At 60.7% G+C, this 25222-nt stretch carries 27 protein-coding genes; 15 read left to right on the plus strand and 12 right to left on the minus strand.

The window, feature by feature from the left end; genetic code table 11:
- Positions 1-5 precede the first annotated feature (5 nt).
- The 4 genes from ACR0NW_RS01710 (at position 6) to ACR0NW_RS01725 (ending at position 4432) form a co-directional block, all read left to right on the plus strand.
- Positions 6-1829, plus strand: coding sequence for a DUF294 nucleotidyltransferase-like domain-containing protein (locus ACR0NW_RS01710; protein ID WP_480449194.1), 1824 nt, complete (start codon positions 6-8; stop codon positions 1827-1829).
- Between the two features lie 80 nt (positions 1830-1909).
- On the plus strand, positions 1910-2428 hold the full coding sequence (locus ACR0NW_RS01715) for a hypothetical protein (RefSeq protein WP_480449192.1): 519 nt from the start codon (positions 1910-1912) through the stop codon (positions 2426-2428).
- Between the two features lie 2 nt (positions 2429-2430).
- Positions 2431-3843, plus strand: coding sequence for a 3'-5' exonuclease (locus tag ACR0NW_RS01720; protein ID WP_480449190.1), 1413 nt, complete (start codon positions 2431-2433; stop codon positions 3841-3843).
- 88 nt (positions 3844-3931) lie between these two features.
- Positions 3932-4432, plus strand: a complete 501-nt coding sequence (locus ACR0NW_RS01725; protein WP_480449188.1) for a flavin reductase family protein — start codon at positions 3932-3934, stop codon at positions 4430-4432.
- Positions 4433-4434: 2 nt separating this feature from the next.
- Here the strand turns inward: ACR0NW_RS01725 and ACR0NW_RS01730 are convergent, their stop codons facing one another.
- From ACR0NW_RS01730 to ACR0NW_RS01745, 4 genes are read right to left on the minus strand one after another with little or no spacing between them, the layout of a single operon-like run.
- Positions 4435-4914 (minus strand): DUF6505 family protein, encoded by a 480-nt coding sequence (locus ACR0NW_RS01730; RefSeq protein WP_480449186.1) that lies wholly within the window; start codon positions 4912-4914, stop codon positions 4435-4437.
- On the minus strand, positions 4911-5618 hold the full coding sequence (locus tag ACR0NW_RS01735; protein ID WP_480449184.1) for a biotin/lipoate--protein ligase family protein: 708 nt from the start codon (positions 5616-5618) through the stop codon (positions 4911-4913). The genes ACR0NW_RS01730 and ACR0NW_RS01735 overlap by 4 nt, the downstream gene beginning before the upstream one ends.
- A complete protein-coding gene (locus tag ACR0NW_RS01740) occupies positions 5615-6676 on the minus strand; it encodes an Mrp/NBP35 family ATP-binding protein (RefSeq protein WP_170650362.1) in 1062 nt (353 codons plus the stop codon). The genes ACR0NW_RS01735 and ACR0NW_RS01740 overlap by 4 nt, the downstream gene beginning before the upstream one ends.
- A complete protein-coding gene (locus tag ACR0NW_RS01745) occupies positions 6673-6870 on the minus strand; it encodes a DUF6494 family protein (RefSeq protein WP_170651255.1) in 198 nt (65 codons plus the stop codon). Before ACR0NW_RS01745 ends, ACR0NW_RS01740 begins: the two co-directional genes overlap by 4 nt.
- A 64-nt stretch (positions 6871-6934) precedes the next feature.
- On the opposite strand from ACR0NW_RS01745, the gene ACR0NW_RS01750 reads away from it, so the two are divergent.
- Entirely contained in the window at positions 6935-7663 is a 729-nt protein-coding gene (locus ACR0NW_RS01750; RefSeq protein WP_480449182.1) for a hypothetical protein, read from the plus strand.
- Here ACR0NW_RS01750 and ACR0NW_RS01755 read toward each other — a convergent pair.
- On the minus strand, positions 7657-9612 hold the full coding sequence (locus ACR0NW_RS01755) for a 4Fe-4S binding protein (protein ID WP_480449180.1): 1956 nt from the start codon (positions 9610-9612) through the stop codon (positions 7657-7659). The two genes, ACR0NW_RS01750 and ACR0NW_RS01755, sit on opposite strands and share 7 nt — an antisense overlap.
- A 263-nt stretch (positions 9613-9875) precedes the next feature.
- Between ACR0NW_RS01755 and ACR0NW_RS01760 the strand changes: the two genes are divergently transcribed.
- The 10 genes from ACR0NW_RS01760 (at position 9876) to ACR0NW_RS01805 (ending at position 19056) form a co-directional block, all read left to right on the plus strand.
- Positions 9876-10430, plus strand: a complete 555-nt coding sequence (locus ACR0NW_RS01760) for a DUF3305 domain-containing protein (RefSeq protein WP_480449178.1) — start codon at positions 9876-9878, stop codon at positions 10428-10430.
- Positions 10427-11005: a DUF3306 domain-containing protein gene (locus ACR0NW_RS01765; protein ID WP_480449176.1), complete on the plus strand. Its 579-nt coding sequence runs from the start codon at positions 10427-10429 to the stop codon at positions 11003-11005. The genes ACR0NW_RS01760 and ACR0NW_RS01765 overlap by 4 nt, the downstream gene beginning before the upstream one ends.
- A gap of 4 nt (positions 11006-11009) precedes the next feature.
- The gene (locus tag ACR0NW_RS01770) at positions 11010-11621 is read left to right on the plus strand and encodes a molecular chaperone TorD family protein (protein ID WP_170650370.1); all 612 of its coding nucleotides are present in this window, start codon (positions 11010-11012) and stop codon (positions 11619-11621) included.
- A 62-nt stretch (positions 11622-11683) separates the two neighbouring features.
- Positions 11684-11872, plus strand: coding sequence for a twin-arginine translocation signal domain-containing protein (locus ACR0NW_RS01775; protein WP_170650372.1), 189 nt, complete (start codon positions 11684-11686; stop codon positions 11870-11872).
- Between the two features lie 104 nt (positions 11873-11976).
- Positions 11977-14871 carry a formate dehydrogenase subunit alpha gene (locus ACR0NW_RS01780; protein WP_480449174.1) on the plus strand — a complete coding sequence of 965 codons (2895 nt, stop codon included), beginning with the start codon at positions 11977-11979 and terminating at the stop codon, positions 14869-14871.
- Between the two features lie 11 nt (positions 14872-14882).
- The gene (fdh3B, locus tag ACR0NW_RS01785; protein WP_170650376.1) at positions 14883-15476 is read left to right on the plus strand and encodes a formate dehydrogenase FDH3 subunit beta; all 594 of its coding nucleotides are present in this window, start codon (positions 14883-14885) and stop codon (positions 15474-15476) included.
- A 123-nt stretch (positions 15477-15599) separates the two neighbouring features.
- A complete protein-coding gene (locus tag ACR0NW_RS01790; RefSeq protein WP_480449172.1) occupies positions 15600-16781 on the plus strand; it encodes a formate dehydrogenase subunit gamma in 1182 nt (393 codons plus the stop codon).
- Positions 16782-18044, plus strand: a complete 1263-nt coding sequence (locus ACR0NW_RS01795; RefSeq protein ID WP_480449170.1) for a c-type cytochrome — start codon at positions 16782-16784, stop codon at positions 18042-18044.
- 13 nt (positions 18045-18057) lie between these two features.
- Positions 18058-18183: a hypothetical protein gene (locus ACR0NW_RS01800; RefSeq protein WP_480449168.1), complete on the plus strand. Its 126-nt coding sequence runs from the start codon at positions 18058-18060 to the stop codon at positions 18181-18183.
- A complete protein-coding gene (locus ACR0NW_RS01805; RefSeq protein ID WP_480449166.1) occupies positions 18184-19056 on the plus strand; it encodes a substrate-binding domain-containing protein in 873 nt (290 codons plus the stop codon).
- A 19-nt stretch (positions 19057-19075) separates the two neighbouring features.
- On the opposite strand, the gene ACR0NW_RS01810 is transcribed toward ACR0NW_RS01805, so the two are convergent.
- The 7 genes from ACR0NW_RS01810 to ACR0NW_RS01840 form a co-directional block, all read right to left on the minus strand.
- A complete protein-coding gene (locus ACR0NW_RS01810) occupies positions 19076-19891 on the minus strand; it encodes an ABC transporter substrate-binding protein (protein ID WP_480449164.1) in 816 nt (271 codons plus the stop codon).
- A 19-nt stretch (positions 19892-19910) separates the two neighbouring features.
- Complete coding sequence (locus ACR0NW_RS01815; RefSeq protein WP_480449162.1) at positions 19911-20651, minus strand: ATP-binding cassette domain-containing protein; 741 nt, start codon at positions 20649-20651, stop codon at positions 19911-19913.
- The gene (locus ACR0NW_RS01820; protein ID WP_480449160.1) at positions 20644-21357 is read right to left on the minus strand and encodes an ABC transporter permease; all 714 of its coding nucleotides are present in this window, start codon (positions 21355-21357) and stop codon (positions 20644-20646) included. The genes ACR0NW_RS01815 and ACR0NW_RS01820 overlap by 8 nt, the downstream gene beginning before the upstream one ends.
- A 161-nt stretch (positions 21358-21518) precedes the next feature.
- Entirely contained in the window at positions 21519-22508 is a 990-nt protein-coding gene (locus ACR0NW_RS01825) for an ABC transporter substrate-binding protein (RefSeq protein ID WP_170650389.1), read from the minus strand.
- A gap of 79 nt (positions 22509-22587) precedes the next feature.
- Positions 22588-23433 (minus strand): ABC transporter permease, encoded by an 846-nt coding sequence (locus ACR0NW_RS01830; RefSeq protein ID WP_480449158.1) that lies wholly within the window; start codon positions 23431-23433, stop codon positions 22588-22590.
- On the minus strand, positions 23430-24362 hold the full coding sequence (locus ACR0NW_RS01835) for an ABC transporter permease (RefSeq protein WP_480449156.1): 933 nt from the start codon (positions 24360-24362) through the stop codon (positions 23430-23432). The genes ACR0NW_RS01830 and ACR0NW_RS01835 overlap by 4 nt, the downstream gene beginning before the upstream one ends.
- Before the next feature lie 24 nt (positions 24363-24386).
- On the minus strand, positions 24387-25184 hold the full coding sequence (locus ACR0NW_RS01840) for an ABC transporter ATP-binding protein (protein WP_480449154.1): 798 nt from the start codon (positions 25182-25184) through the stop codon (positions 24387-24389).
- Positions 25185-25222 lie beyond the last annotated feature (38 nt).

Genomic DNA, 25222 nt, shown 5'->3' on the forward strand with positions numbered 1-25222 from the left:
CACACATGGCCCTGTCGTCCGATCACATCACGCGGTTTCTGAAATCCGTACACCCGTATGACGCCTTGCCGATGGACGAGCTGAACGCCATGGCACCGCAGATCGAGGTGCGGGACATCGAACAGGGCATGGGCATATACGCGCTGGGTGACGCACTGCCCGGATTGTTCATCATCTACGAAGGCCAGATCGAGATCACCGACGCAAACGGCGTGGTTGTTTCCCATCTGGGCCTGCGCAATTCGTTTGGCGAGCGTGGCCTGTTGCGGGACGGCAAAGCCGCCACCCATGCAAGAGCAGATGCGCCCACGACATTGCTGGTGCTGCCCCCTGCCCTGTTCCGCAGACTTATTTCCGAGCATCAGATCGTGGCCCGGTTTTTCAACCGCTCCCGCGCTCCGCGGCCGGAGCAGCCGACGCTTGCCACCAGCCGTATCGACACGCTGATGACGCGTGACCCGGCGATTTGCCCTCTGGCCACCTCGGTGCAGGAAGCTGCGCAGCTGATGCGGGATCGCGGAATCTCGTCCCTGTGCATCACCGATGGCGATGCGCTGCAGGGCATTGTCACCGTGCGCGATCTGTCCGGAAAGGTCGTTGCCGAGGCGCTGCCCGCATCGACCCCCATTTCACAGGTCATGACCGCCGATCCGATCACTCTGTCACCGGGCGATATCGGGTCGGATGTGCTGCATGCCATGATGGAGCGCAATATCGGCCACATACCGATTACCGAGGGAAATCGGCTTGTCGGCATGGTCACGCAAACGGATCTGACACATTATCAGGCTGTCAGTTCAGCTGAGCTGGTGCGCCGCATCGCCCATGCGCCATCGGCAAAGGACATGGCGCATGTCACCGCCGAAATCCCGCAACTGCTTGTGCAACTGGTGGCCGGTGGCAACCGGCACGAGATCGTCACGCGCCTGATCACCGACATTGCGGATACGGCCACGCGCCGCCTGCTGACACTAGCCGAGGACAAGCTGGGGCCGCCGCCGGTTCCCTATCTGTGGCTGGCCTGCGGATCGCAGGGGCGGCAGGAACAGACCGGCGTTTCGGATCAGGACAATTGCCTGATGCTGGATGACAGCGTGACGGATGCCGACATGCCGTATTTCCACGCTCTGGCCAAATTCGTCTCGGACGGTCTGGACACTTGCGGGTATTTCTACTGCCCCGGCGACATGATGGCGACCAATCCGCGCTGGTGCCAGCCGGTTCGGGTCTGGCGCGAGTATTTTTCGGGCTGGATTGCCAAGCCAAACCCAGAGGCGCAAATGCTGGCCTCGGTCATGTTCGATCTGCGCCCGATTGGCGGCGCGTTCGGGCTTTTTCAGGACTTGCAGGCCGATACACTGAAGGCCGCCAGCAACAATTCGATCTTTGTGGCCCATATGATTTCGAACTCGCTGAAACACACACCACCGCTGGGACTGCTGCGGGGGTTTGCCACCATCCGGTCGGGCGAGCATCGCAACACGCTGGATCTGAAACACAACGGCGTGGTTCCGATTGTCGATCTGGCGCGCATTTATGCGCTAAAGGGGCAATTGACCGAGGCAAATACGCGGGCCAGGCTGGAGGCGGCCGAAGCCGCCGGCGTCATCAGCCCTTCGGGTGCGCGCGATCTGCTGGATGCTTATGATCTGATCGCAGAAACCCGGCTGGAGCATCAGGTGGCGCTGGTCAGGTCGGGCGGAAAACCGGACAACTACATGCCACCGACCGAGCTTTCGGATTTCGAACGCAGCCATCTGAGGGACGCTTTTGTGGTGGCCAAAACGATGCAGTCGGCGGTTGGACACGGAAAAGGGATGCTGAGTTAGCATCAAGGTAATAACATTTGAGTGTATCGCCCCGGGCGGCACCAATACCGGCGCACAGCGCCGCAGGACGGAGAGACACCATGTTTCTGGAATTGATCGGCACAGTTTTCGCGGGTTTCGCCGTGGCCGGTATCGTAATGCTGCTGAACATGGTGACGGGCGGCCGCCTGCCCCGCTGGGCCGCGCCTGTCGGGGCCGGGGTTGGGATGATCGCCGTCACCATCGGCAGCGAATATTCGTGGTACGACCGCACGCGCGACGCCCTGCCCGAAGGTCTGGCCGTCGTGCAGGAGGTTGAAAGCCGCGCCATCTATCGCCCTTGGACCTATGCGGTTCCCTTCGTGGACAGGTTTGCCGCCATCGACACCACGTCGGTTCGTACCAATGAACAGGTTCCGGATCAGCGATTGGTCGATCTGTATTTCTTTGGTCGCTGGGCTCCGGTTTCGAAACTGCCCGTCGCCGTTGACTGCGCCGGAAACCGGCGGGCCAACCTGATCGACGGGGCCGAGTTCGGCGATGACGGCGCCCTGCTGAATGCGTCCTGGGTGAAGGCCGGTACCAACGATCCGATCATCGAGGCAACCTGCGAGGTCTGATCATGCTGACCCGGCTGAGCCTGCGTCTGAGAATCTTTCTGTTTTTCTGCCTGCTGGCCGTAGGCGGCCTTGTTGTCAGCACGCTGGCGCTGTGGATCAGCTACGCACGGCTGGGCGATCCGGATGTCTCAGATGCGTTTGTCTTTGCCGGGATTGTGATCTCGTTCGGTCTGCTTGCGCTGGTGGCCGGTGTCTGGCTGCTGTTCGACGACAACGTTGCCAAACCGATCGAACGTCTTTCGGCCGAGCTGCGCGCCCGGGCCCATGCCGGGGTCAGTTCCGATATGGACGTGCAGGCCGCCCGCTATCTTGGCGACCTCGCGCCCGCCGCCGCCGGTCTGGCGGAGCAACTGGCCGACAAGGCCATGAACACCGCCGAAGCCGTCGCTGCCGAGACCGCGCATCTGTCAGCAGAGAAACAGCGCCTGACTGCCCTGTTGACCGAAATTCCGGTTGCGATGCTGCTGGCCGGGCCGACACACAAGATCGTTCTATATGACGCTCAGGCGGCTGAGGTTCTGGCGCAGATCGCGCATCCGCGGCTGAACGCGTCGCTGTTCGACTATCTGGATCGGGAGCCGCTGGAAAAAGCCTATGCCCAGTTGGTCAAAACCGGGATGGATGCCTATTGCACGCTCAGCAGCGTTGACGGCGCGCAGACCTATACAGCCCGAATGAAGCCGCTGGGGGATGCCCCGGGTTACATGCTGATTTTCGAGGACAGCGTCGCCCGCATTCCGCCCGAAGCAGCGCGGCCGCTGGTTTACGATTTCGAGCTGCTGGACACGCCGGGCGATGATCTGTTCGAGAACCGCAAACTATCCGATCTGTGTTTTGTCGTCTTCGACACCGAAACCACCGGCCTTCTGCCCCATAAGGATGAGATCGTTCAGATCGGCGCGGTTCGCGTTCTCAGGGGCAGGATCATCGAAGGCGAACAGATGGACACGCTGGTTGATCCGGGCATGCCGATTCCGCCTGCGTCGACCAGAGTGCATAAGGTCAGCGACAGAATGGTTCAGGGCGCGCCGGATATTGCCGAGGCCGGCCGCAGGTTCCACCACTTTGCGCGGGACGCGGTGATAGTTGCGCATAACGCACCTTTCGACATGGCGTTTCTGCGCCGTCATGCCGCGAAGATGGATGTCAGCTGGGATCATCCGATCCTTGATACGGTTCTGTTGTCCGCCGTTCTGTTCGGGGCAAGCGAGGTTCATACGTTGGACGCGGTCTGTGATCGTCTGGGCGTCACGATACCGGAAACCCTGCGCCATACGGCATTGGGGGATGCCGTCGCCACGGCTGAGGTTCTGGTGAAGATGCTGCCGATGCTGAAATCGCGTGGCATGAGGACGTTTGGCGATGTGATCGCCGAGACGCGCAAGCATGGGCGGTTGCTGGAAGATCTGAACTGAATACGAAAGGCGCAGGTCAGAGTCAGCTTTCCATGGACAATCCCCTCGCGGCGTGGCACGTGATGCGCGGCCACCCAATGAGCACGCGATGACCGAAAACGTCTTTACCCCAAGCCCGGATCAAACCCTTGCATTTCGCGAGGCTCTGGGATGTTTCGGTACCGGTGTGACTGTCGTTACGACAACGATGGGTGACGCCCCTGTCGCCATAACCGTGAACTCTTTTTCCTCAGTGTCTCTGGACCCGCCGCTGGTTCTTTGGTGTCTGGGCAAGGATTCCAACCGCTTTGACGCGTTCCACTCGGCCGATCACTATTCCATCCATGTCATGGCCGAGGAACAGCAAAATCAGGCGCTTCGCTTTGCGCGGAACGGTTTGGATTTTTCTCATGCAGACTGGGCGCATGACCATAAACGCAGGCCGGTGCTGTCCGGATGTCTCGCGCGGTTTGACTGCAAACTGTTCAACCGTCACGACGCAGGGGATCATCTGATCCTTGTGGGTGAAGTTGAGAATGTGATGCATCGCACCGGTAAGGGGCTGATATTCAAGCGCGGACAGTTCGGGTCGTTCATCGACCTGCTGTAAGGCTATTCATCCAGCGATCCATGGACGGCAAGCGCCTCCAGCTCGGCATCCTGTGGGGTGATGGCCCGGTACGCCTCGTGAACACCGGCATCGGTCAACTCGCGCGCGACCGTCAGCAGGGTGTTGGGGTCGTGGTCGTCGCAGAGTTCGGACATATGCGCGATTTCTTCGCGGGCGACGCCCAGTGCCGCCTCGATCGAGGGTGCGCCGTATAGCTGCACGAAATGCGCAGCCAATGCGTCGGCCAGCCGTTCACGCTCGGCCTGTTCGATCTGCGTCACCGCCACAAACGTCACCCGACCGAAGGTTTCCAGACCCAGCCAGCCATTGGCAAAGGCCTGCCGCGCCTTGCCTTCCAGATCGCCCTCGCCCCAGTTGGAGAACTCGAACCCGCCCGAGATGCACCATTCGCCGGTCCGGGCCGGGGAATGAAAGACATGTGTATCGCTTTCATCGAAATGAATGGCGCGGGCCAGTTTCATGACGGTTTCTCCAACAGGGTTGTCAGGGGGTGAAGGTGCGTGTCCGCGCCATCGCGGATCAACATTCCGAACCTTTCATCAGTGCCGAGGAATATCCCCGAATGCCCTTGCCGCTCGATCGGTTCGCCGACGCCACGCAGCAGGCCCATCCATTCGCCGTGCAATGGGGCGTTGCCATCCTCTTCCCACCGGTTGAGCCAGGTCAGTGAGTGGCGCGACCAGCTTTCGATCAGTTGAACCGGCGAAACATCGGCGCAGCCTTCATCATAAAGAGCAGTAATATCCGGTGTCTCGCCCGGAGCGTGGCCGGTTTGCAGCAATGTCAGATCCCAGCCGACCACGAGCCAGTCTGGAACCTGAGTCGGATCAGAGGTTGAGGCGGCAACGTGAAATTGCCCGCATCTGGCCCCGTTGACACAGATCAGCCCACCCCAGCCCAGATGAACGGCAACCTCGGGCGGGGCCAATGCGCCCAGCGCGTTCTGGAACCCGACCGCACAGAGAGGCAACATCGCCATTGCGTCCTGCAACGGTATTTCCGGAGCAAAAACGATGGCCACCCGCAGGTGATCGGCCTGAATGTTGTAGGTGATGGTACCCGCGTCGCAGCCCAGCGCGGCAAGCGCCTGCGCGCGGTCAAAGGGGTCTTCCCCGCCCTGCACGGGATAACCCTGAAGCAAAGGGGGAAAGACCGGCTGGTTCATGCGTTGCCTTTAGCGATCAGGTCACGGGCAATCCTGCGGAAAGCCTCGGCCTGCTGGCTTTCGGGCTTGCTGACGACAATCGGCGCGCCGCCATCCGCAGCAACCCGGATATCCAGATGCAGCGGGATTTCACCCAACAGCGGAACGTCCAGTTCCTTGGCCTCGGCCGCAACGCCGCCATGGCCGAACACATGTTCCTCGTGCCCGCAATTCGAGCAGATATGGGTGGACATGTTTTCGATCATACCGTGGATCGGTGTCTTGAGCTGACGGAACATATCGATCCCCTTGCGCGCGTCGATCAGCGCGACGTCCTGCGGGGTCGAGACGACGATGGCGCCGTCCACCTTGAACTTTTGGCTCAGCGTAAGCTGTACGTCACCGGTGCCGGGTGGCAGGTCGACGATCAGTACGTCCAGAGCGCCCCATTGCACCTGACCCATCATCTGTTGCAATGCGCCCATCAGCATCGGGCCACGCCAGACAACCGCCTGTCCTTCGTTTACCATCAAGCCCATAGACATCATGGTCACGCCGTGATTGCGAAGCGGCAGGATGGTTTTGCCATCCGGGCTGGCCGGGCGGCCGGACACGCCAAGCATGCGCGGCTGGGAAGGGCCATAGACATCGGCATCCAGCAGGCCCACCCGGCGACCTTCGGCGGCCAATGCGCAGGCAAGGTTCGCCGAAACGGTGGATTTACCGACGCCGCCCTTACCCGATGCAACGGCGATGATCCTGTCGACGCCCGGCACCGCCTGCGGACCGGTTTGCGAGGGCTTGGGTTTGGGTTTCAGATCGGGCGGCGCCTTTTCCGAATGCGCGGTCATCATGGCCGAGACATTCGCGACCCCTTCGACCATCTGCGCCGCCTGTTCGGCCGTTGCACGAACAGGCTCCATCCGCTCGGCCTGTTTCGGGTCGATCTCAAGCACAAAGCGAACCGTGTCGCCTTCGACATTCAGGGCGCGGACAATACCCGCGCTGACAATATCCTGCCCCGAGACAGGATCGGTAATCTTTTTCAGGTTCGCCAGAACCGCGTCACGGACGCTCATGCCTCGTCATCCTTGATCTGACCTGTCACCACATGCTCGACCTCCAGCCCATCGATGGTCAGAACCACGCGGGCCTCAAAGCTTTTTCCGGCAGGCGAGCCTGCTTTGCGCAGACCTTCCTCGATCGCCTGCTGACTGGTTACGCCAACCTGCTTGAGGAATTTGCGCATCGACATGTTGTAGTCGCCGCTCATTGCATGTGTCTCCGTCTCATTCTGTTCATTTGACGCATTTGCCCCGCCACCGTTAGGCTGAGCCATGCGCTTTGTCCTTTTGTGCCTGAGCCTGATGCTCTCCGCCAGCCCTTCCTCGTCGCAGGAAGCTCTTGGACTGGCGGCCCCGGACGAATTGGCACGATCCGGTATCCTGAAACATATCCTTCCACGCTTCTCTCTCAAGACCGGGATTCGCGTTGTCGCAGAAAAAGACGGCGTGATGAAGCTGAGTGTCGAGCCGTCGGGCGATCCGGTTTTTGCACGGGATGATGTTATCTATCATCTAAGCATCAAGGATACCCCACCCCAGCAAAAGTTCCGCGACTGGCTGTTGTCGGATATCGGCAAGCGCACGGTCGAAAGTTTCACTCCTGACACAGGCGGGCCATTCACCGCGCATTTCGAGGTCGCGGACATTCAGGAAGTGGCGGAACCCGATGCCGACACGGCCCTTGGTGAGAAACTTGCCCTGACCCATTGCGGGCGCTGCCATGTGATTGGCCCGCAGAACCGGATGAACGGATTGGGGTCTACCCCGTCCTTTTCAGTATTGCGGTCCTTTCCTGACTGGTCTGAGCGGTTTCAGCAGTTCTATGTTCTCAACCCGCACCCCGCGTTCACTCAAATTGACGGCGTTACCCCGCCATTCGACCCCGAGCGCCCGTCGCCGATCCATCCCGTGACGATCACGCTGGATGAACTGGAGGCGATTTTGGGCTTTGTATCCATCGTTGCCGCCGCCGATCTGGGCGCGCCGCTGAAGCATCAGTGATCCTTGCGCTTGCTGAAATAGTCATCCGTTGTCACCACACGCGGTTTGGGATTTGACGTGAACGGATTGTCCTGACTGTGAAACTGTGCCTGCACACGGCAATCGTCACACATCTGGATCATTTTGGCTTGCTCGGACGAGGCGAACATCGGGTGCGAGCCCGCCAGTTTCTGCATGATCCGCTCGACCGTCGATTTGACCCCGAAAGGCGCCCCGCATTCGATGCAGGCAAACGGCTCTTCCTCGTTCAGGACCTGCTGCGAAAGGGCGGCGTCACTGAGGTTCAGTTGCGGAACAAGTGCAATTGCACTTTCCGGGCAAATCGTGCGGCACAGCCCGCATTGCAGGCAGGCGCCCTCCTGAAAGTTGAGCTGGGGTTTGTCGGGGTTGTCGATCAATGCGCCGGACGGGCAGAGAGACACGCAGCTCAGGCATAGGGTACAGGCATCCGTATTCACCGCAATCGCCCCATAGGGCGCGTCATCAGGCAGCGGCAGCGGTTGTTCGGCAACGGGATTCAAAGCCTGCGCCGCAAGACGCGCGATCTGTCGTCTGTTGCCCATGGGAAGCACCGGATCGGACAATGGAACCGGGACGTCCTGACCATAAAGCAGATCAGCCAGAAGTTCCGGGTCGCTTTCGTCTATCATACCCAGCCGTCCTTTGCCCGCGATGGCTTCGGCCAGTGCAATTTCGCGCGTGAGTGCCTCCCTCTCGGTCGTTGGGGCAAGCAGGACGTCTACGCGGGCGAAGCCGTGGGCCAGCCCGGCCAGCATCTCGGCATGGCCAAAGCCGGAAACGACGCCCAGCTCCAGCGGGATCACATCAGCGGGCAAGCCCTGACCAAAGCGGGCCAACAGGCGGATCATATCTGCCCCATGGGCGTCGTGCACCAGCAGCCGGGGCGCGGTTCCGCCAGCCCGCCGATAGGTGCGGGCAAGGATGTGGATGCGTGCCAACAGGGAGGACACGGAAGGGTCCTCATACGTGATGGCAGTCGAGGGGCAAAGCGCCGCGCACTCACCACATCCGGCGCAAACCATCGGGTCAATGGCCACATGGTCCCCGGCGGGCGTGATGGCCCCTGTGGGGCAAATGTCCAGACAGTTGGAACATCCGGTCTGGCCGGCGCGGGAATGAGCGCAAAGCGTTTCCTCGAGCCGTACGTAAAGGGGTTTTTCAAACGTCCCGACAAGTTGTGCGGCGTCAAACGCCAGCCGTGCAACCGCGACGGGATCACGGGGATCGGCACGCAGATACCCTTCGCGCTTGTCGGGTGCCTGAACAAAAGGCGTGCCGCCAGTCAGGTCGATGATGATATCGCAGCGAGAGGTGGCGCCATCGCGCGGATCGGTCCAGCGGTAATCGCCCCGCCCGCCCGGTTCCGTCTGCTGAAGCGCGCGCAGTTTAAGGTCGAACCCACCCAGCGCACCGTCTACAGTTTGCAGCCTGCCCCGGACGGTATCAAATTTGCGAGAGAGCGGAGTGGCGTCATCCGTCGCAAGTACGGTCACGGCAAGCACATCCGACAATCGTTCGGCCAGATCGAATGCCACGTCACCCGGCCCGACAATGAAACAGACGCCTTCGCTGATCACATCGACGCTGGGCGTAATCGGTTGCGGCAATAGTGCCTCGGCCGCCAGCGCTGCCATTTTGGGCCCTGCCGAGTCGCCCTGCCCTGACCAGCCGGCACGGTCGCGCAGGTCAACAAAGCCGGGTTCGTCCACGCCCAGTTCTTCGGCCAGTTCCTGAAACACTTGCTGCTCCTGTCCGCAGGCGATTACAACCTGATCATCCTGCGAAAGCAGCTCGGCAGCCATTCCCAATTCCCGGGTGCAAAGAGCGGAGTGAACCCGTGTGCATTCAACGCCGCAAGAGGTGCTGAGTGAGGCAGCGTCCAGCGACTGAGATCCCTCGCAGTCGCATAGCAAAAGTTTTTTACCCATATCCTCCCCTCGGGCTTTGGTTCGGCCTTGTGTCAACCATAGCGCAAAGCCGGGCTTTGGTAAGGCAACGCGGTGGCTCGCGAATGTTTGTGCACTATAGTTCACACCCCGCGCATTACCAGAGGTGTCGGATATCCGCACGGCAATAGACAAAAAATGGTGATTCCTGCCTGCATCAATCGATCTGGACTTGGCACGAGGCCAATTTATGTACCATAGTACACATCAGAGAAGGCAGGGGAGAGCCTTCTGGGGAGGACCGCGTGGCCAAGGCCGCAATCCACATTGAAATGCCGTTGGGAGTCGTCGTGCGCAAAACGCCCGGCGTGACCCGCTGGGCAAAATGGAACTGGCGCGCGGTGGCGGTGCTGCCCGGTGCCGGACCTGCGGACTGGGTCGAGTTGCGGCGCGAGGGTGACGCGATCGAATACCATGCGGCCACCCTGCCCCTGACCCTGTGGGCCGCCGAGACCGAAGCCTACATGGCGAACCTCGCCGATGGGCAACCTTCGATATATCTGGTGCTGCGCAATGAACCTGACGGGGACCGTCCGCTGACGGCTGCGCTGGTCACGGCCTCTCCGTTCGAGGGGCAGGACTATGCAGATACGGGCGAAGAGATAGTCGAGAAGGTTCCGATGACCCAGGGGCTGATTGCCTGGGTTCGGGATTTCACGCTGCAGCACCACCGCGAGGATGCGTTCGTCAAACGCCGCCGCGACAAGAAGCGGGTGGATCTGGTCGAGGACGGCCGGGGCGATGCGCGCATCCGGCAGGACTCGGACGTTTACCGGTCGCCGCGGAGGGTTGTCCAATGACTCAGGCCCGCGATTTCTGGTCCCGCCGCAAGGCCGCCGTTCAGGCGGAAACCGAGGCTGAGGGCGCCGCGGCAGAAGCGCAGGCCATCGCTGAAAAACACGCTGAGCTGGAAGAAAAACCGGACGCCGAAATTCTGGCCGAGTTCAACTTGCCCGATCCGGATCACCTGCAACCCGGAGATGATGTATCCGGATTCATGGCCAAAGCGGTGCCGGATCGTCTGCGTCGCCGTGCACTGCGCCGGTTGTGGCGCCTGAACCCGGTATTGGCCAATGTGGATGGGCTGGTCGATTACGGCGAGGATTATACCGATGCGGCCTGCGTGATCGAGAACATCCCGACCGCCTATCAGGTCGGCAAGGGAATGCTGGCGCATGTCCAGGCGCTTGCGGCAGCTGACGAGGAAAGCCCGGAAGTCGAGGATATACCCGAAGCGGCCGAAGCCGACGATCAGCCGGAGCTGGTCGAAGAAACGGTGCAGGCCGAGGTGCAAATCGTCGAAACGGCAGAGGTGGAGGAGCCGCAGGCGCCCCCACCCGCCCCACGCCGCATGAAGTTCGAGTTTGAAGGATGACCCAATGACCACAAACAACGCGCAAAATCTGGATATCTCGGCTGAGGATCGCCTGCGCGCTGATTTCTACAACTTTCTGGGCCTCTTGCTGTCCGGCCCGCCCGATCAGATGCTTCTGGACCAGATGGCCGGGCTGAGCGGAGATGAGACCGAGTTGGGACAGGCCATTCAGGCCATGTCACGGGTTGCCAGAGTGACCAAGCCCGCAGCCGCCGAGCGAGAGTTCAACGCCCTGTTCATCGGTCTGGGACGCGGTGAGTTGCTGCCTTATGCCAGTTTCTATCTAACCGGCTTTCTGAATGAGAAACCGCTGGCGCAACTGCGCAACGATATGGCCGCGCGCGGCATTACGCGGGCACCCAACGTATTCGAACCCGAAGACAACATCGCCTCGCTGATGGAGGTCATGGCGGGGATGATCATTGGCCGGTTTGGGCCGCCTGCCCCGCTGGACGATCAAAAGACGTTCTGGAACAGGCATATCAGCCCTTGGGCCGGGCATTTCTATTCGGATTTGGAAGCTGCCGAAAACTCGGTTCTCTATGCATCCGTCGGCACTGCCGGTCGGACTTTCATGGAGATCGAGCGGGAGGCCTTCCGGATGACGGCAGCGTGATCCGCTGCCACTCGCCAGCGTCCGACCGGGCGCTAAATCGCAAATGGGAAAGGAGGAGTCCCATGAGCAAGACCAAGGAAACCGGCGCAACCCGCCGTGACTTCCTGAAACTGGCCGGAACCGCAGCACCCGCTGCCGTCGCCGCTGCCAGCCTGAGCGGTGAAGCGGAGGCGGCTGAACTGCCCGTTGACGAGACCCGCATTCAGGACACCGCGCATACCCGCGCCTACGTCGAAAGCACCCGGTTCTAGGATCGGACGCCTTCACCCCGACTGACGGTTGCGATTGGCCCTGATGTCGGCACGAGAAGTACCAAGCCAGCCATGGCTCACATGGCGCGCAAGGGAGGAAACCAATGCTTAGGAAAAAGACCAACGGGGTTGCGAGACGCCCCCAGCGGACAAGTATCCTGTCCCAGATCGGCGAGAAAACCGTCGATCGCCGCGCATTCCTGCGTGGCTCGGGCCTGACGATCGGCGGCCTTGCCGCGATCAGCGCCACGGGTGGAACCGTGACGCCAGCCAGCGCCCAGACAGCGGCCAATCGGGCCGTTGAGAACGTGAAATCCGTCTGCACCCATTGTTCTGTCGGCTGTACAGTGATTGCCGAAGTGCAAAACGGCGTCTGGATTGGGCAGGAACCCGGTTGGGACAGCCCGTTCAACTTAGGTGCACATTGCGCCAAGGGGGCCTCGGTTCGCGAGCACGCCCATGGCGAACGCCGCCTGAAATATCCGATGAAGAAGGAAGGCGGTGAGTGGAAGCGCATCACCTGGGAAGAGGCGATCAACGAGATCGGCGACGGCATGATGCAGATCCGCGAGGAAAGCGGGCCGGACAGCGTCTACTGGCTGGGCTCGGCCAAGCATAACAATGAACAGGCCTATCTGTTCCGCAAGTTCGCCGCCTATTGGGGCACGAACAACGTGGACCATCAGGCCCGTATCTGTCACTCGACCACCGTTGCGGGTGTTGCGAATACATGGGGCTACGGCGCCATGACCAATTCGTACAATGACATCCATAACTCCAAGGCGATATTCATCATCGGCGGCAACCCGGCCGAGGCGCACCCCGTTTCGCTGCTGCACGTTCTGCGCGCGAAAGAGCAGAACAATGCGCCGCTGATCGTCTGCGATCCGCGCTTTACGCGCACCGCGGCACATGCCGATGAATATGTCCGGTTCCGTCCGGGCACCGATGTCGGTCTGATCTGGGGTATCCTGTGGCACATCTTCGACAACGGCTGGGAGGACAAAGAGTTCATCCGCACCCGTGTCTGGGGCATGGATCAGATCCGCGAAGAGGTCGCCAACTGGACGCCCGAAGAAACCGAGCGTGTCACCGGCGTGCCCGGATCGCAGCTGCGCCGCGTTGCGCGCACCATGGCCAATAACCGTCCCGGTACGGTGATCTGGTGCATGGGTGGAACCCAGCACACCAATGGCAACAACAACACCCGCGCCTATTGCGTGCTGCAGCTTGCGCTTGGCAACATGGGCACATCGGGTGGCGGCACCAACATCTTCCGCGGCCATGACAACGTTCAGGGCGCGACAGACCTTGGTGTTCTGTCCCACACCCTGCCCGGGTATTACGGCCTGAGCGCCGCCGCCTGGGGCCATTGGTCCCGCGTCTGGGGCGAAGATGTCGAATGGCTGAAAGGCCAGTTCGCCTCGATTAAAGACAAGGAGGGCAAGGACAAGCCGCTGATGAACGAACGCGGTATCCCGGTCTCGCGCTGGATCGACGGTGTTCTGGAAGACCCGGCCAACATGGATCAGGACAACAACGTTCGCGCCATGGTTCTGTGGGGCCACGCGCCCAATTCACAGACACGCGGGCCGGAAATGAAGACGGCGATGGAAAAGCTGGACATGCTGGTCGTGATCGACCCGTATCCCACCGTTTCCGCCGTGCTGCATGACCGTACCGATGGTGTCTATCTGCTGCCTGCCTGTACGCAGTTCGAAACCCGTGGTTCAGTCACGGCCTCGAACCGCTCGTTGCAGTGGCGGGATCGCATTGTCGAGCCGCTGTTCGAAAGCCTGCCGGATGAGGTCATCATGGCCAAGTTCGCCAACAAGTTCGGCTGGGCTGACCGGTTCTTCCGCAATATCGAGATGGAGGATGCCGAGACCCCCAATGTTGAAAGCATCACGCGTGAGTTCAACTCGGGCCTCTGGACCATCGGTTACACCGGGCAATCGCCAGAGCGGATCAAAAGCCACATGGCCAACCAGCATACGTTCGACAGAACCACGCTGCAGGCCATCGGCGGTCCGAATGACGGCGAATACTACGGTTTGCCATGGCCCTGCTGGGGCACGGCAGAGATGGGTCATCCCGGTACGCCGAACCTTTATGACATGTCCAAGCCGGTGGCCGAAGGCGGCCTGACCTTCCGTGCCCGCTTTGGCGTGGAACGGGACGGTCAGAACCTGCTGGCCGAAGGTGTCTATAGCGCCGGGTCGGAGATTCAGGATGGATATCCCGAATTCACGATGCAAATGCTGATGGACCTTGGCTGGGACGGCGACCTGACGGCTGAAGAGCGAGCCGCAATCGACGCCGTGGCCGCTGAGAAGACCAACTGGAAAACCGACCTGTCAGGCGGTATCCAGCGGGTTGCGATTGCCCATGGCTGTGCGCCGTTCGGCAATGCCAAGGCTCGGACGGTTGTCTGGACCTTCCCGGACCCGATCCCGATCCATCGCGAGCCGCTCTATACCAATCGGCGCGATCTGGTCGAGGATTATCCCACCTACGAGGACCGTCAGGCCTATCGCCTGCCTACCCTGTATGCCTCGATCCAAAAGAACGACTTTTCAAAGGATTATCCGATAATCCTCACGTCAGGTCGTCTGGTCGAGTATGAGGGTGGCGGCGAGGAAACCCGGTCGAACCCGTGGCTGGCCGAGTTGCAGCAGGACATGTTCGTCGAGATCAATCCACGCGACGCCAACAACCTTGGCATTCGCGACGGAAGTCAGGTCTGGGTCGAAGGTCCCGAAGGCGGCAAGGTCAAGGTGATGGCGATGCTGACCGAAAGGGTCGGTGCCGGGGTGGCCTTTATGCCGTTCCATTTCGGCGGCCATTTCCAGGGTGAGGATCTGCGGCACAAATACCCGAAAGGGGCCGATCCTTATGTGTTGGGCGAAAGCTCGAACACCGCTCAGACCTATGGCTATGATTCAGTGACCCAGATGCAGGAGAGCAAGTGTACTCTCTGCAAGATCTGGGCAGCGTAAGGAGGACGAAAATGGCTAGAGCGAAGTTTCTCTGCGACGCTGAACGCTGCATCGAATGCAATGCCTGCGTGACCGCGTGCAAGAACGAGCACGAGGTGCCCTGGGGTATCAATCGCCGCAGGGTGGTGACGATCAATGACGGCAAACCGGGTGAACGTTCGATCTCGGTGGCCTGCATGCATTGCTCGGACGCGCCCTGTATGGCGGTATGCCCGGTGGATTGCTTTTATCAGACCGAGGATGGTGTGGTTTTGCACTCCAAGGACCTGTGCATCGGATGCGGTTATTGCTTTTACGCGTGCCCGTTCGGTGCGCCGCAATATCCGCAGGCGGGCAATTTCGGATCGCGTGGCAAGATGGACAAGTGTACCTTCTGCGCCGGCGGCCCCGAAGAAACCCATTCAACCGCCGAGTTCGCCAAATACGGTCGCAACCGGATTGCCGAAGGCAAGCTGCCGCTATGTGCCGAGATGTGCTCGACCAAGGCGCTGCTGGCCGGTGACGGCGATGTGGTGTCCGCCGTTTACCGCGAACGCGTCGTGGCGCGCGGATTTGGCTCGGGCGCCTGGGGTTGGGGCACCGCCTACGACCAAAAAGGCGGCTGATCCTCTTTGATCGCTGGCAGGGGCGCGGTGTTGCGTGCCCCTGCCGCAGGAGAGTTTTCGACGAAAATTCTTGGTCCCGCTTGATCGCGGGATGAATTCCCACAATCCGTCGAAGAGGGTGCCATGCCGTTTCTGCGACTTTTGATCTGTCTTTTCTGCCTGTCCCTGCCCGCTTTTGCACAGGAGGCGCCCGAGCGCCCGGAAACCGGAGGCGCGACGACGCTGGAGGATATTCTGGCCCGCCAGCGCGGCGAAAAAGTCGACAACACTTATCGTTCAGACAATACCGGACAGGGCAATGCCGAGGGTCTGATCGGCCAGCTTGGAACCCGCGGCGTAGCCTCGGACAGCGATGTCTACCGGGCGCTGCGATACGGGTCAGCTGATGTCACGGTTTCTTCCCGCGGGCCTGCTTCGGGCGTCGTCATTCAGGACGGCGGCATGTGGTGGCTGACCTTTCGCACCGGGCCATTGCGGGAGTACGGGACATACATTCTGGGCGGGATGCTGGTTGTATTACTGCTGTTCTTCCTGATCCGGGGCCGTATTCGCATCGAGGGCGACAGGACCGGGCGCACCGTCACCCGGTTCTCAGGGTTCGAGCGGTTTGGCCACTGGCTGTTTGCCGGGTCGTTTCTGGTTCTGGGTGTCACTGGCCTGCTGACGCTGTATGGCCGAGACTTCCTGATTCCGGTCTTTGGCAAAGAAGGTTTTGCGGCTGTGGCGCAGGCCTGCAAATGGCTGCACAACAATATCGCCTGGGCCTTCATGCTGGGGCTGGTGATCGTCACGCTGAACTGGATCGCGCATAACCTGCCCGACCGCACCGACCTGAAATGGCTGGCCGCTGGTGGCGGATTGTTCACCAAGGGCAGCCACCCGCCCGCAAAGAAATTCAATGCAGGGCAAAAGGTCATCTTTTGGCTGTGCATCCTGCTGGGCGTGTCGATCAGCCTGTCAGGGCTGTCGCTACTGTTCCCGTTCGAAATGCCGCTGTTTGCCAAAACCTTCTCGATCGCCAATGCGACCGGATTGCCGCAGGCCGTGGGTCTGAGCCTGCCCGAACAGATGTCCCCGCAGGAAGAGATGCAGTATGCCCAGATTTGGCACGTCATGGTGGCCTATGCCTTCATCGCGATCATTCTGGCGCACATCTATCTGGGCTCGATCGGTATGGAAGGCGCGTTCGACGCCATGGGCACCGGTGAAGTCGAAGAGCAATGGGCGCGGGAACATCATTCGCTGTGGCTGGAAGATGTACAGGCGGAAGAGGCCAAGGACGGCGCGGCCTCGCCAGCGGAATAGATGCGCGCGCTGATTCTGGCCTTTGCCTTGCTGCCGCTTCCGGGCGCGGCAGAGTTCTTTACGCTGAAAGGCCATGGCGGCCCGATCATGGGAATTGCAACCGCGCCGGACGGTCGGATTGCGACGGCCAGTTTCGACAATTCCATCGGCGTCTGGTCGGGGCGCAGACCGGAATGGTTGGAGGGGCACGAGGCCGCCGTGACCAGCGTCGCCTTTAACGGCACGGCAATTTATTCGGCGGGTGACGACTTTACGCTGCGGCGTTGGCCCGGTGGGAAGATCGTTGGTCGGCACAAAGGCAAGATCGTGGGCATCGCCGCCTCGAAAACTCATGTCGCGACGGCCAGCTGGGACGGCACAATCGGTATATGGCCGGTAGATGGTTCGGAACCGCAAATGCTGGGCCCGACCGGCAGCGGGGTGAACGCGGTGGAGTTTTCACCCGATGGGTCCGTTCTGTATTCTGCGGGCATGGACGGGGCGCTGCGCGTCTGGGACCTGACCAGCGGTCAGGAAACCGAGCGGTTGGTCGAGCATGGGTTTGGCATCAACGAACTGGCCCTGAACGCACAAGACGGCTGGATCGCCTATGGCGCGGTGGATGGTGTGACGCGCGTATTCGATCTGGAATCCGGCGAGGAACGCGACTTCACGCTGGAACGCCGCCCCATTCTGGCCCTCGCCCTCAGCCCGGACCGACGATTACTGGCGGTTGGGGACGGCGAAGGGTTCATCATGGTGATCGACACGGTGGATTGGCGCATCGCACATGATTTCCGTGCCACCTTGCGCGGCCCGGTCTGGGCCTTGGCATTTTCGGCGGATGGACTGAACATTCACGCGGGCGGAATTGATGAGGCGATGTATAGCTGGCCGGTTGCCTCGCTGGGCCAACACGACCAGATGGCGGGGTCTGAGCCCGAATTTCTGAAAAACCCCGGTGAAATGGACAATGGCGAGCGGCAATTCGCGCGGAAATGTTCAATCTGTCACAGCCTGACACCGGACGGGCAACGACGCGCCGGTCCGACCCTGTACGGAGTTTTCGGACGCCGGGCCGGTACGCTTGATGAATATTTGTACTCGGACACGCTGCAAGACTCTGATATCGTTTGGAATGACGAAACGATTAACGCTCTGTTCGATCAGGGGCCGGATCACTACATTCCGGGGTCCAAGATGCCGATGCAACGGATCACGGGCCCGCAGGACCGCGCCGATCTGATCGCCTTTCTGCGCCGCGCTACGGCAACGAAGGACTGAGCCGGAGGAACAGATGAAAGCCTTTCTTGCAGCCGTCGCAGCGATGATCGTCATCACTGCTGCTGCGCCGTTCACGCTGGATCGGCTGGGGCCAACCTCGGCTGACACAAGCGCGGGTTCTGCGGTGCGTCTCGACTGAATGTCCGAGTATCTGACCACCCGTGAACTGGCCGACCTGCTGCGCATCGGCGAGCGCAAAACCTACGATCTGGCCTCGTCGGGCGAGGTTCCCTGTGTTCGCGCCATGGGCAAGCTGCTGTTCCCGCGCGCCGAGGTGATCGCTTGGCTGAATGCATCCCGATCCGGCCCCGAGGTGGCGGAACCGCCCCTGCCCCCGATTGTCGCGGGCAGCCATGATCCATTGCTGGACTGGGCCTTGCGGGAAAGCGGGTCGGGATTGGCCACCTACTACGACGGATCGTTTGACGGGCTGACCCGCCTGGCGGATCGGGCCGCACAGGCCGCAGCCCTCCATATCCACGAGGAAAACGGGTTCAACACGCAATCCCTGCGGGACACGCTGGGCGAAGCGCCGGTTGTTCTGTACGAAGTCGCCTGCCGCCAGCGTGGGCTGTTGCTGGCCCCCGGAGTCACAGGCATTTCCGGTTTTGAGGATCTCAAGGGGCGGCGCGTGATGCTTCGTCAGGACAGCGCAGCCAGTCAACGCCTGTTCGACGAACAACTTGCGGCACACGGTTTGGCACGAGACGATCTGGAGCCGTCGCCTGCGTGTGCGCGAACCGAAGAGGAACTGGCTATTGCTCTGCATGATGGCAAGGCCGAAGCCGGCTTTGGTCTGGGCGCCCTTGCCGGTCTTTACGGGCTGGGCTTTGCCGCAACGCATGAGGAACGGTTTGATCTGGCCATCTGGCGCAGGGCCTTTTTTGACGAGCCGATGCAAAAGCTGATCCGGTTCCTGCAAAGCAGCCGGTTTGCGGACCGCGCTGCCGAACTGGGCGGTTATGACATTTCGTCATTGGGCCGCATCCACCACAACGGGGCCAGCGGCTAGAAACACCGCTGGGGCGAATTCAGTTGGCGTTCGGAAAGAACAATTGCTCGCCTTCAAGCGTGTAGGATGCAATCGCAGCCTGCCCATGCTCACCCGTCAGCCAGTCAATAAACCGCTGGCCCGCCGCCGCGCGAACGCTGGGGTGCTTTTTGGGGTTCACCAGAATGACGCCATACTGGTTGAACAGCCTCGGGTCGCCTTCGACCAACACCTCAAGGTCGCCCCGATTGCCGAAGGACAGCCATGTCGCGCGGTCCGTCAGTGCATACGCACCCATTCCGCTGGCGATGTTCAGCGTGGCCCCCATGCCCGATCCGGTTTCACGGTACCAGTCACCTGATGCACCGGCGACATCAACCCCGGCCGCGTCCCAATGGCTTAGCTCGGCCTTATGCGTACCGCTGTCATCCCCACGCGAAGCAAACGGGGCTTGGGCACGCGAAATCGCGGTCAGCGCCGCGACGATATCCGCGCTGTCTTTTACCTGCGCCGGATCGGATTTCGGGCCAACAAGCACGAAATCATTGTACATGACATCGAGCCGTTCCACGCCCCAGCCATCGGCCACGAATTTCTCTTCGTCCGGTTTGGCATGTACCAGCAGAACGTCTCCGTCACCGTTTACCGCGTTCCTTATGGCCTGACCTGTGCCAACCGCGACCACACGCACATCAATGCCCGTCTCGGCCTCGAACCCCGGGAGGATATGGTCAAACAATCCGGAATTTTGGGTCGAGGTGGTGGATTGCACGATGATGAACGGCTCTTCGGCGCTGACGGACCCTGCGGTCAGGCCAAGCGCAATCAATCCTGCGCGGATCAGATTTCCGATCATTCGGGATTCTCCTGCTCACTTACAGCTCAGTCACCAGCCCACCGGCCAGATAGCGACGCGCGGCAGTGCTTGCGGGGGCGTCCAGCACCTGCTTTGTTGCGCCATGTTCAACGACATGCCCGCCATGCATCATTACAACATCCGCTGCAAGTCTGCGCGCCTGTCCGATGTCATGGGTGACCATCACGATCCGAACACCGCGCGTCGAAGCGCGCATGATCATGCGCTCGATCTGTTGGGTGGCCGTCGGATCAAGGGCGCTGGTGGGTTCGTCCAGAAACAGAATTTCGGGATCGGATGCCAGCGCGCGCAAGATCGCAAGCCTCTGCGCCTCGCCGCCCGAAAGCGAGCGCGCGGCCTGCCGGGCCTTGCCACTCAGCCCGCCCTCTTGCAGCAGATCGGCGATACGCTGTTTTCGGACAGCACGCGTCAGTTGCCGTCGCTTGAGCACAAAGTCCAGATTGGCCGCAACGGAACGGCGCAAAAGAACGGGTTGCTGAAACACCATCGCCTGTCGCGCTTTTTGCTCGGCCCTCAGCGGCTTTTTATCCTGCAGCACCCGCCCCTGATCCGGCAGGATCAGCCCGTGCAGGCAACGCAGCAACAGGCTTTTGCCCGCTCCGTTGGGACCAAGGATCAGGGTGGGTCCGGGCCCGTCCAACACAAGCCCCGGCACATCCAACAACGTGCTGCCGTTGCGGCCAATACGCAGGTTCTGGACTTTCAGACCACTCAACATATCAGGGGCCAGATCACGCATGCCGCAGCCCTTCCTGTTCCGCCCGCAGGCCGAGGAAACTGACCAGCGCGTTCACTGCAACCGCGATGCCGATCAGAATGGCACCCAGCGCAAGCGCAAGCGCCAGATTGCCCTTGGACGTCTCAAGCGCGATGGATGTGGTCATGACACGCGTCACGTGGTTGATATTGCCGCCGACGATGATCACCGCGCCGACCTCGGCGATGGCGCGGCCAAATCCGGCCAGCAAAGCCGTGATCAGCGCAAGTCGTGCATCCCACAGCAACACCGGCACGGATGCCAGCCGGGATACGCCCATCGAGCGAAGCTGTTCCGAATATTCCTCGGCCAGCATTTCGATCACCTGACGCGTCAGCGCGGCCACGATCGGCGTGACCAGAACCACCTGAGCGATGATCATGGCGGTAGGCGTGTACAGCAATTGCAGCACACCCAACGGCCCGGAACGCGAGAGCATCAGATAGACCGTGAGGCCCACAACGACGGGCGGCAGCCCCATCAGGGCATTCATCAACACGATAAGGGCGCGCCGCCCGGGGAAACGCGAAACCGCCAGCGCGGCCCCGACAGGCATCCCGATCAGCGCCGAAATCAGCACCGCAAAGACGGAAACGCGCAGAGAAAGCAGAACGATAGCCCACAGCTCGGCATCCCCTTCCAGGATCAGAGAGGCCGCTTGACTGAATTCTGTTGCAAAATTCTGCATTATCTACCACATCCGGTTGGCAACGGGATTAAATGCGCGTTATTTCACAGTAATACTAGGTCATTCCTTGTCGCGATCAAACGTCAAAACCGGCAAGTGCAACGAAAAACGCGGCCCCGTTGGGACCGCGTTACCGACATCCGCCGTTTCGCTTTGGCGACTTAGTTCAGAGCCGCATCCGTGATCTGATGGGTCCAGGCACCTTCAGGCTGACTGGTGATGACGGGATCGGAACCGCCGGCCAGCAGAGTGTTTACCGTACGCTCGAAATCCGCCGGGTCCAGCGCACCGTTCGACCCTGCGGTCAGCTTGGCGATCTCACCCATCATGCGCTTTTGATGCGTCTCGGTCTGGGCACCGGTCTCATCATTGTCGAGAACGATCAGCGCGGCCTCATCCGGGTTCTCTTCGGCGTATTTCCAGCCCTTCATCGAGGCGCGAACGAAACGCTCCATCTTGTCGGCAAATGCCGGATCGCTCAGGTTCTCCTCAAGCACGTAGAGGCCGTCCTCAAGCGTCGCGACGCCCTGATCTTCGTATTTGAAGGTCACGAGGTCATCTGGATTCACGCCTGCGTCGATGACCTGCCAATATTCGTTGTAGGTCATGGTGCTGATGCAATCGGCCTGACGCTGCAGCAGCGGATCGACGTTAAAGCCCTGCTTGAGAACTTCGACACCGCTCTCGCCCTTGCCGTCGGTTGAAATGCCCAGCTGGCTCATCCAGCTCATGAACGGGAATTCGTTGCCGAAGAACCAGACACCCAAAGTGCGATTCTTGAGATCCTCGGGCGAGGCGATGCCCGCGTCTTTCCAGCAGGTCAGCATCATGCCCGAGCTTTTGAACGGCTGGGCGATATTGACCAGCGGCAGCCCCTTTTCGCGCGCAGCCAGCGCCGCGGGCATCCATTCGACCGTGACATCCGCACCGCCCCCGGCGATTACCTGCGTCGGCGCGATATCGGGGCCACCCGGTAGGATCGTGACGTCCAGCCCCTCTTCCTCATAGAACCCTTTGTCCTTGGCAACGTAATATCCGGCGAACTGGGCCTGCGTGACCCATTTCAGCTGCAGATTGACCTCGTCAGCGGCCAATGCGGCACCGGCTGCCAGTGTGAAGGCCGCAGTCACCCCACTAAGTAGCTTTTTCATCTGTCTTTTCTCCTTGTTGAAACTTCGCCCCCTTATTGATGCGGGGGTCTTGTCGGTTAATGTCTTGGCTCGGTTCCTCTTATCTTCGTTGTGACGGGTGCCAGAATGTCACCGCCTTTTCGATCCATGCAACACCGCTATAGAACACCGTTCCTGCCATTGCCGCCACTACGATTTCGGCCCAGACCAGATCGATATCCAGACTGCCGACACCGGTTGAAATGCGGAAACCCATGCCACGCGTGGGTGATCCGAAATACTCGGCAACAATCGCGCCGATCAGCGCCAGCGTGGTCGCGATCTTGAGGCCATTGAATACGAATGGCATCGCAGCGGGCAGGCGCAGTTTGAGCAACGTCTGCCAGTATCCGGCCGCATAGGTTCGCATCAGATCGCGCTGCATAGCGTCGGTTTCACGCAGGCCCTGCACCGTGTTCACGAGTATCGGGAAAAACACCATTACCACGACCACGGCCGCTTTTGAGTGCCAGTCGAACCCGAACCAGCTGACCAGGATCGGCGCGATGCCGACAATTGGTAGTGCTGCCACGAAATTGCCGATCGGCAGCAGCCCGCGTGTCAGGAAGGACGAGCGGTCGATGGCGATCGAACAGGCAAATGCCGCGGCGCTGCCGATGACAAACCCGGTAAGCGCACCTTTGAAAACGGTCTGGCGGAAGTCCTCCCAAAGTGTGCCGGTCGAGCTGAAGAATTCTTCAGCCACATCAGACGGCGGTGGCAGGATGACCGGCGAGACATCAAGCCCCCGCACCAGACCTTCCCACAAGACTAACAGGGTGACACCGAACAGAACCGGGACCAGAACGCGGACGCCCCGTGTCTTGTTCCACTTTGAAATCGCCAGACGATAGTTGGCCCACCAGGCCAGCCCCCAAAAGAGCAATGCAAGGGATAACCAGGTCATGTGTTCATCCCCATTCGCTTGAGGGCCACGCGCTGCAGGATATCCAGCAGCGTCACCAACAGCCCAGCCAATATTGCGGCTGCCAACAAGGCGGCCCAGATGGCCAATGGCGTACCGAACTGATCCCCGATCAGAATGCGCGCGCCCAGCCCCGAGATAGCCCCGGTCGGAAGCTCGCCTACAATAGTCCCCACCAGCGCCGCGGCGATGCCGATCTTGAGCGACGTGAACAGGTAGGGCATCGATGAGGGCAGACGCAGCTTGAAGAACCCCTGCGCCCCTGACGCATTATAGGTTTTAAGCAGATCCAGCTGAGATGCGGATGGTGAGCGCAGGCCTTTGACCATGCCCACCAGCACCGGGAAATAGCACAGATAGGCCGAGATGATGGCCTTGGGCACGCCTCGCCCTTCGATCCCGACCTGTGAGCTGACCACGATGATCATCGGCGCCAGCGCCACGATGGGCACGGTCTGACTTATGATCGCCCACGGCATCAGGCTCATGTCGACAACACGCGAATAGACGATTGCCACCGCCGCCGCGATGCCCAGCGTGGTGCCCAGCAGGAACCCCCAAAGCGTCGACTGCAAGGTGATGCCGGCGTGATAGATCAACGAGCGTTTCGACAGCGCGCGTCCACGCAGCGCCATCTCACCGGTGGTTTTCCACAACTCCTGTCCGACCTGCCCCGGCGTCGGCAGCCGCGGACGATCCAGCGCATAGCCTTTGGAGATATGTGACGGATTGACCGCCATCAGGTACCAGACCGAAGTGTTCTGTCGAACGCGCGAGGTTTCGGGCGTGACGACTTCACCGGACCGCTGGGCCTGATCCAGTGCCACGCGGATATTCATGGGCGCAACGGCGGCATACCAGATGGCGACAATGGCGGCGAGAACCGCCAGAATGGGCAACAGGTTCTTCATGCGGCGCCCTCTTTCACGGCGATATCAATCGTCATAGGCATGCCCCGCTCTTAGTCCTTCGCGCACGCGGTGGGCGATTTCCAGAAACTCGGGCGTATCGCGAATGTCCAGCGGGCGTTCCTTTGGCAAGGGACTTTCGATCACGTCGGTGATCCGCCCGGGGCGTGGACTCATCACCACGATCTTTGTGCTGAGATACACCGCCTCGGGGATCGAGTGCGTGACAAAGCCGATGGTCTTGTCCGTGCGCGACCAAAGCTGCAACAACTGTTCATTCAGGTGATCGCGCACGATCTCGTCCAGTGCGCCGAAAGGTTCGTCCATCAGCAGGATGTCGGCATCAAAGGCCAAGGCACGCGCGATCGACGCACGCTGTTGCATTCCCCCCGATAGCTGCCATGGGAACTTTCCGCCAAACCCTTCAAGATCAACGAGTTCCAAAACCTTATTAACGCGATCTTCCTGCTGATCGCGAGAGTAACCCATGATCTCAAGCGGCAGTTTTATGTTCTTGGTGATTGTCCGCCACGGATAAAGTCCCGCCGCCTGAAACACATAGCCATAAGCCCTGCTCCGCCGCGCCTCGTCCGGAGTCATGCCATTGATGCTCAGCGTGCCGCCGGTTGGATTTTCCAGTGCCGCGATGCATCGCAAAAAGGTGGTTTTGCCACAGCCCGACGGGCCGATGAAACTGACAAAGTCGCCCTTGTCGATCGTCAGGTTCACATCGTTGAGTGCGTGGACCGGCCCGTCATTGGTCTGAAACACCAGATCCAACTGCCTTGCCTCGATAACGGGCTGGGTATTGCTTTCAGTGTCCATTCTATTGCCTTGAAAAGAGATCGTTGAGAGCTGCCGAA

The organism is Ruegeria sp. CF5, from assembly GCF_056537325.1.

What these genes read in the sequence shown, in the direction of transcription:
- ACR0NW_RS01710 (WP_480449194.1), top strand. Translation starts at nt 6, where the DNA reads ATGGCCCTGTCGTCCGATCACATCACGCGGTTTCTGAAATCCGTACAC.
- ACR0NW_RS01715 (WP_480449192.1), top strand. Translation starts at nt 1,910, where the DNA reads ATGTTTCTGGAATTGATCGGCACAGTTTTCGCGGGTTTCGCCGTGGCC.
- ACR0NW_RS01720 (WP_480449190.1), top strand. Translation starts at nt 2,431, where the DNA reads ATGCTGACCCGGCTGAGCCTGCGTCTGAGAATCTTTCTGTTTTTCTGC.
- ACR0NW_RS01725 (WP_480449188.1), top strand. Translation starts at nt 3,932, where the DNA reads ATGACCGAAAACGTCTTTACCCCAAGCCCGGATCAAACCCTTGCATTT.
- ACR0NW_RS01730 (WP_480449186.1), bottom strand. Translation starts at nt 4,914, where the DNA reads ATGAAACTGGCCCGCGCCATTCATTTCGATGAAAGCGATACACATGTC.
- ACR0NW_RS01735 (WP_480449184.1), bottom strand. Translation starts at nt 5,618, where the DNA reads ATGAACCAGCCGGTCTTTCCCCCTTTGCTTCAGGGTTATCCCGTGCAG.
- ACR0NW_RS01740 (WP_170650362.1), bottom strand. Translation starts at nt 6,676, where the DNA reads ATGAGCGTCCGTGACGCGGTTCTGGCGAACCTGAAAAAGATTACCGAT.
- ACR0NW_RS01745 (WP_170651255.1), bottom strand. Translation starts at nt 6,870, where the DNA reads ATGAGCGGCGACTACAACATGTCGATGCGCAAATTCCTCAAGCAGGTT.
- ACR0NW_RS01750 (WP_480449182.1), top strand. Translation starts at nt 6,935, where the DNA reads ATGCGCTTTGTCCTTTTGTGCCTGAGCCTGATGCTCTCCGCCAGCCCT.
- ACR0NW_RS01755 (WP_480449180.1), bottom strand. Translation starts at nt 9,612, where the DNA reads ATGGGTAAAAAACTTTTGCTATGCGACTGCGAGGGATCTCAGTCGCTG.
- ACR0NW_RS01765 (WP_480449176.1), top strand. Translation starts at nt 10,427, where the DNA reads ATGACTCAGGCCCGCGATTTCTGGTCCCGCCGCAAGGCCGCCGTTCAG.
- ACR0NW_RS01770 (WP_170650370.1), top strand. Translation starts at nt 11,010, where the DNA reads ATGACCACAAACAACGCGCAAAATCTGGATATCTCGGCTGAGGATCGC.
- ACR0NW_RS01775 (WP_170650372.1), top strand. Translation starts at nt 11,684, where the DNA reads ATGAGCAAGACCAAGGAAACCGGCGCAACCCGCCGTGACTTCCTGAAA.
- ACR0NW_RS01780 (WP_480449174.1), top strand. Translation starts at nt 11,977, where the DNA reads ATGCTTAGGAAAAAGACCAACGGGGTTGCGAGACGCCCCCAGCGGACA.
- fdh3B (WP_170650376.1), top strand. Translation starts at nt 14,883, where the DNA reads ATGGCTAGAGCGAAGTTTCTCTGCGACGCTGAACGCTGCATCGAATGC.
- ACR0NW_RS01790 (WP_480449172.1), top strand. Translation starts at nt 15,600, where the DNA reads ATGCCGTTTCTGCGACTTTTGATCTGTCTTTTCTGCCTGTCCCTGCCC.
- ACR0NW_RS01795 (WP_480449170.1), top strand. Translation starts at nt 16,782, where the DNA reads ATGCGCGCGCTGATTCTGGCCTTTGCCTTGCTGCCGCTTCCGGGCGCG.
- ACR0NW_RS01800 (WP_480449168.1), top strand. Translation starts at nt 18,058, where the DNA reads ATGAAAGCCTTTCTTGCAGCCGTCGCAGCGATGATCGTCATCACTGCT.
- ACR0NW_RS01805 (WP_480449166.1), top strand. Translation starts at nt 18,184, where the DNA reads ATGTCCGAGTATCTGACCACCCGTGAACTGGCCGACCTGCTGCGCATC.
- ACR0NW_RS01810 (WP_480449164.1), bottom strand. Translation starts at nt 19,891, where the DNA reads ATGATCGGAAATCTGATCCGCGCAGGATTGATTGCGCTTGGCCTGACC.
- ACR0NW_RS01815 (WP_480449162.1), bottom strand. Translation starts at nt 20,651, where the DNA reads ATGCGTGATCTGGCCCCTGATATGTTGAGTGGTCTGAAAGTCCAGAAC.
- ACR0NW_RS01820 (WP_480449160.1), bottom strand. Translation starts at nt 21,357, where the DNA reads ATGCAGAATTTTGCAACAGAATTCAGTCAAGCGGCCTCTCTGATCCTG.
- ACR0NW_RS01825 (WP_170650389.1), bottom strand. Translation starts at nt 22,508, where the DNA reads ATGAAAAAGCTACTTAGTGGGGTGACTGCGGCCTTCACACTGGCAGCC.
- ACR0NW_RS01830 (WP_480449158.1), bottom strand. Translation starts at nt 23,433, where the DNA reads ATGACCTGGTTATCCCTTGCATTGCTCTTTTGGGGGCTGGCCTGGTGG.
- ACR0NW_RS01835 (WP_480449156.1), bottom strand. Translation starts at nt 24,362, where the DNA reads ATGAAGAACCTGTTGCCCATTCTGGCGGTTCTCGCCGCCATTGTCGCC.
- ACR0NW_RS01840 (WP_480449154.1), bottom strand. Translation starts at nt 25,184, where the DNA reads ATGGACACTGAAAGCAATACCCAGCCCGTTATCGAGGCAAGGCAGTTG.